General features: G+C 73.1%; 1 protein-coding gene. It reads right to left on the reverse strand.

Annotated features, from left to right (window positions below):
• Positions 1-525, reverse strand: a 525-nt coding sequence (locus tag CWM66_RS28215; RefSeq protein ID WP_146159966.1) for a DUF3011 domain-containing protein, incomplete at both ends; no start/stop codon positions are given.

Consider the following 525-nt stretch of genomic DNA (forward strand, 5'->3'; position numbering starts at 1 on the left):
AGCCGTCGTCCACCCACAGCTGGTTGCCCTGGTAGCCCCAGGTCCGGCCCTCGTCGCAGCGGGTCTTGGACAGCTGCTGCACGATCACCGGACGGCCGCGGTTGCGGTCCCAGGCGCAGTAGCGGCGGCGCTGGTCATCGCTGCTGCAGGTGACCTGGTAGTTCGGGTCGCCATGGCCCCAGCCGCCGCCGTTGTTGCCGCCGCCGCCCCAGCCACCCCGGCCTTCGGCGAACTCGCCGCGGCAACCGTCGTTGACCCAGATGGTGCCGTTGCGGAAGCCCCAGGTACGGCCTTCCACGCAGCGCGTATCGGACAGCTGGCGCACCAGCGTGGCGCCGCGCCATTGGGTGTTGCACTGCCGCTGGCGGTGGTCGCTGCTCTCGCAGCGGATCGTGCCGCCCGGGCCGCCGTTGCCGCCGCCACCCCAGCCGCCGCCATCGCGGCTGTCGGCGAAGCGGGCACGGCAGCCGCGGTCGACCCACACGAAGCCGCGGCCGCTGCCCCAGTTGTTGCCTTCCACGCAGC

Source organism: Kosakonia sp. H7A (genome assembly GCF_003028445.1).
GTDB classification, from domain to species: domain Bacteria; phylum Pseudomonadota; class Gammaproteobacteria; order Enterobacterales; family Enterobacteriaceae; genus Kosakonia; species Kosakonia radicincitans.